This window comes from Saccharothrix hoggarensis (assembly GCF_042678885.1).
In the GTDB taxonomy this organism is placed as follows: Bacteria; Actinomycetota; Actinomycetes; order Mycobacteriales; family Pseudonocardiaceae; genus Actinosynnema; species Actinosynnema hoggarensis.
The window spans coordinates 1-2,197 of the sequence record NZ_JBHTLK010000440.1 but is presented as its reverse complement, the minus strand read 5'-3'; the positions used below and the strand labels follow the sequence as shown (position 1 = coordinate 2,197).

Annotated in this window: 1 protein-coding gene, 1 tRNA gene and 1 pseudogene; 2 read left to right on the top strand and 1 reads right to left on the bottom strand. The window is 73.6% G+C overall.

The annotated features are described in order from the left end of the window. A pseudogene (locus ACFQ3T_RS36100) lies at window positions 1-243 on the top strand (gephyrin-like molybdotransferase receptor GlpR); the annotation flags it as partial. Between the two features lie 63 nt (window positions 244-306). Beyond that, a tRNA-Ala gene (locus ACFQ3T_RS36095) sits at window positions 307-379 on the top strand. 357 nt (window positions 380-736) lie between these two features. Here ACFQ3T_RS36095 and ACFQ3T_RS36090 read toward each other — a convergent pair. Continuing rightward, window positions 737-2,197: trypsin-like peptidase domain-containing protein (locus ACFQ3T_RS36090; RefSeq protein WP_380730575.1), on the bottom strand; the 1,461-nt coding region annotated here is incomplete at its 5' end.

Here is a 2,197-nt window from a genome sequence, read left to right as displayed (position 1 = left end):
GCGCACGCCGCGGCGTCGGCCGCCCAGGCGGCTCAGGCCGGTCCGGCGGCTCCGGCCGCCCAGGACCAGGGCCAGGGCCAGGACCAGGCGTCCCGCGAGCAGTCCGGCCTGCCCCCGCAGCCGCGCTTCCACCACCAGGTCCGGCCCGGCACCGTCGTGGTCGACCTGGACGACGAGGACCCGTTGTTCGTCGAGCTGGACGGCCCCGAAGCCCTCCCGTACCGGCGGGCGTCGGGCGAGTAGAGGGGGGTGGCAAAACCACCCCCCGGCTACTGATATGCTTCCTCCCGCACGACAACAGAACACGGGGCTGTAGCGCAGTTGGTAGCGCGACTCGTTCGCATCGAGTAGGTCAGGGGTTCGATTCCCCTCAGCTCCACTCGTCGAGGGGCGAGGTGTGTTTGCGGAGAACGCAAACCTCCTCGCCTCGTCGCATTTCCTGGGGGTGCAATCCCCAGACCCCGCCCGGAGGGCTTCGCCCCCGGACCCCCTTGCGGTGGTCCCCGCTGGGAGTAGGCGCCTGTGAGGTCTACACACGACACAGCACGCCAAGGGCGGGAACCGGTTCGTTGGTTCCCGCTCTTCGGTGTTGACGGTTCCGCCGGGGCGTAGTGGTGGCCACGGGGTGGTGTGTCCGGTGTGGACGGTGAGAGGCCGCACTGCCGGCAGGTGGAGGCGGTACCTGCCGGTGTGCGGCCTCGACCGGCTCGGGGCACGTGAGCCGGGGTTCGGTGGGTCAGCGGATCTCGACGGGCTGGCTGCCCAGGGTGACGTCGACCGTGCGCTCCTTGCCGATGGTGAGCTGGACCTTCTCGCCCGGCGCGCGGGAGCGGACGGCGGCCACCAGGGCGTCCGAGCTGTCCACGGGGCGGTCGCCGAACTTGGTGATCACGTCACCGGTCTTGATCCCGGCCGCCTCGGCGGCGCCGCCCGCCGTCACGTCGCGGACCAGCGCGCCGCCGTCCGGGGCGTCGCCGACCTGCACGCCGAGCACGGTCTGCGTGGCCTTGCCGGTCTCCGACAGCTCCTTGGCCGTGCGGCGGGCCTGGTCGATGGGGATGGCGAAACCGATGCCGACCGAGCCGCCCTGCGACGACTGGCTGGAGTTCGGGCTGTAGATGGCCGAGTTGATGCCGACGACCTGGCCGCGCATGTTCACCAGCGGGCCGCCCGAGTTGCCGGGGTTGATCGCCGCGTCGGTCTGGATGGCGTTGAGGACGGTGTCCGGGGTGCCCTGCTGGCCGCCGGCCCGGACGGGCCGGTTGAGCGAGCTGACGATGCCGGACGTGACCGTGCCGTTGAGGTCGAACGGGGAGCCGACGGCGACGACCTGCTGACCGATCTTCAGGTCGCCGGAGTTGCCCAGCTCGGCGGTGGGCAGGCCGGAGACGTCCTCCATCTTCACCACGGCCAGGTCGGACGACGGGTCGCGGCCGACGATCCGCGCGTCGAACGAGCGGCCGTCCTGGAGCTGGACCTTCATCGGGCCGCCGTCCGCCGCCGCCTCGACCACGTGGTTGTTGGTGAGCACGAGGCCGTCGGAGCTGAGCGTGAACCCGGACCCGGCGCCGCCGGTGACCTGCACCTGGACGACGGTCGGCAGCACCTTCTGGGCGACCTGCTCGATGGAGCCCTCGGGCGCGTCGGACGTCTGGTGGGCGGGCGGCGCCTGGTTGAGCGCGTTGGTGACGGGGCGCGCGTCCTCGGCCGCCTGGTAGCCGACGTACCCGCCGACGCCGCCCGCGAGGCCGCCGACCGCGAGCACGAGCGCGGCGACGCCCGCGGTGACCTTGTTCCGGCCGCGGGGCCGCAGGACGGTGGGGGCGGAGTTCGGCGGCAGGTAGTAGCGCCCGGACGAGACGTGCGGGTCCGGCTGCGCCGACCCCTGAGGGGTGGGGGTCGGCGAGCCGGTGTGGTCCTGGGCGGCCTGGTGCGGCACGCCGTACGGACCGGTGTGCTCCGGGTGCCGGAAGCCTCCCTGCCAGGCTTCCGGCCCGGTTGCCGGTAGACCGGCGCCGCCCTGCACGGCGCCGGCCTGACCGGTTCCCGACTGGCCGGCGGCACCCTGCGAGGCGGCCGGCGAGCCGAAGTCGTCCGAGCGGTCGGCGCTCCACGCGGCCGGCGACCCGGGTTGGGGCTGACCGGCGGCCTGGGCGGCCGGCGAGCCGAAGTCGTCCGGGCGGCCGACGCGCTCCCA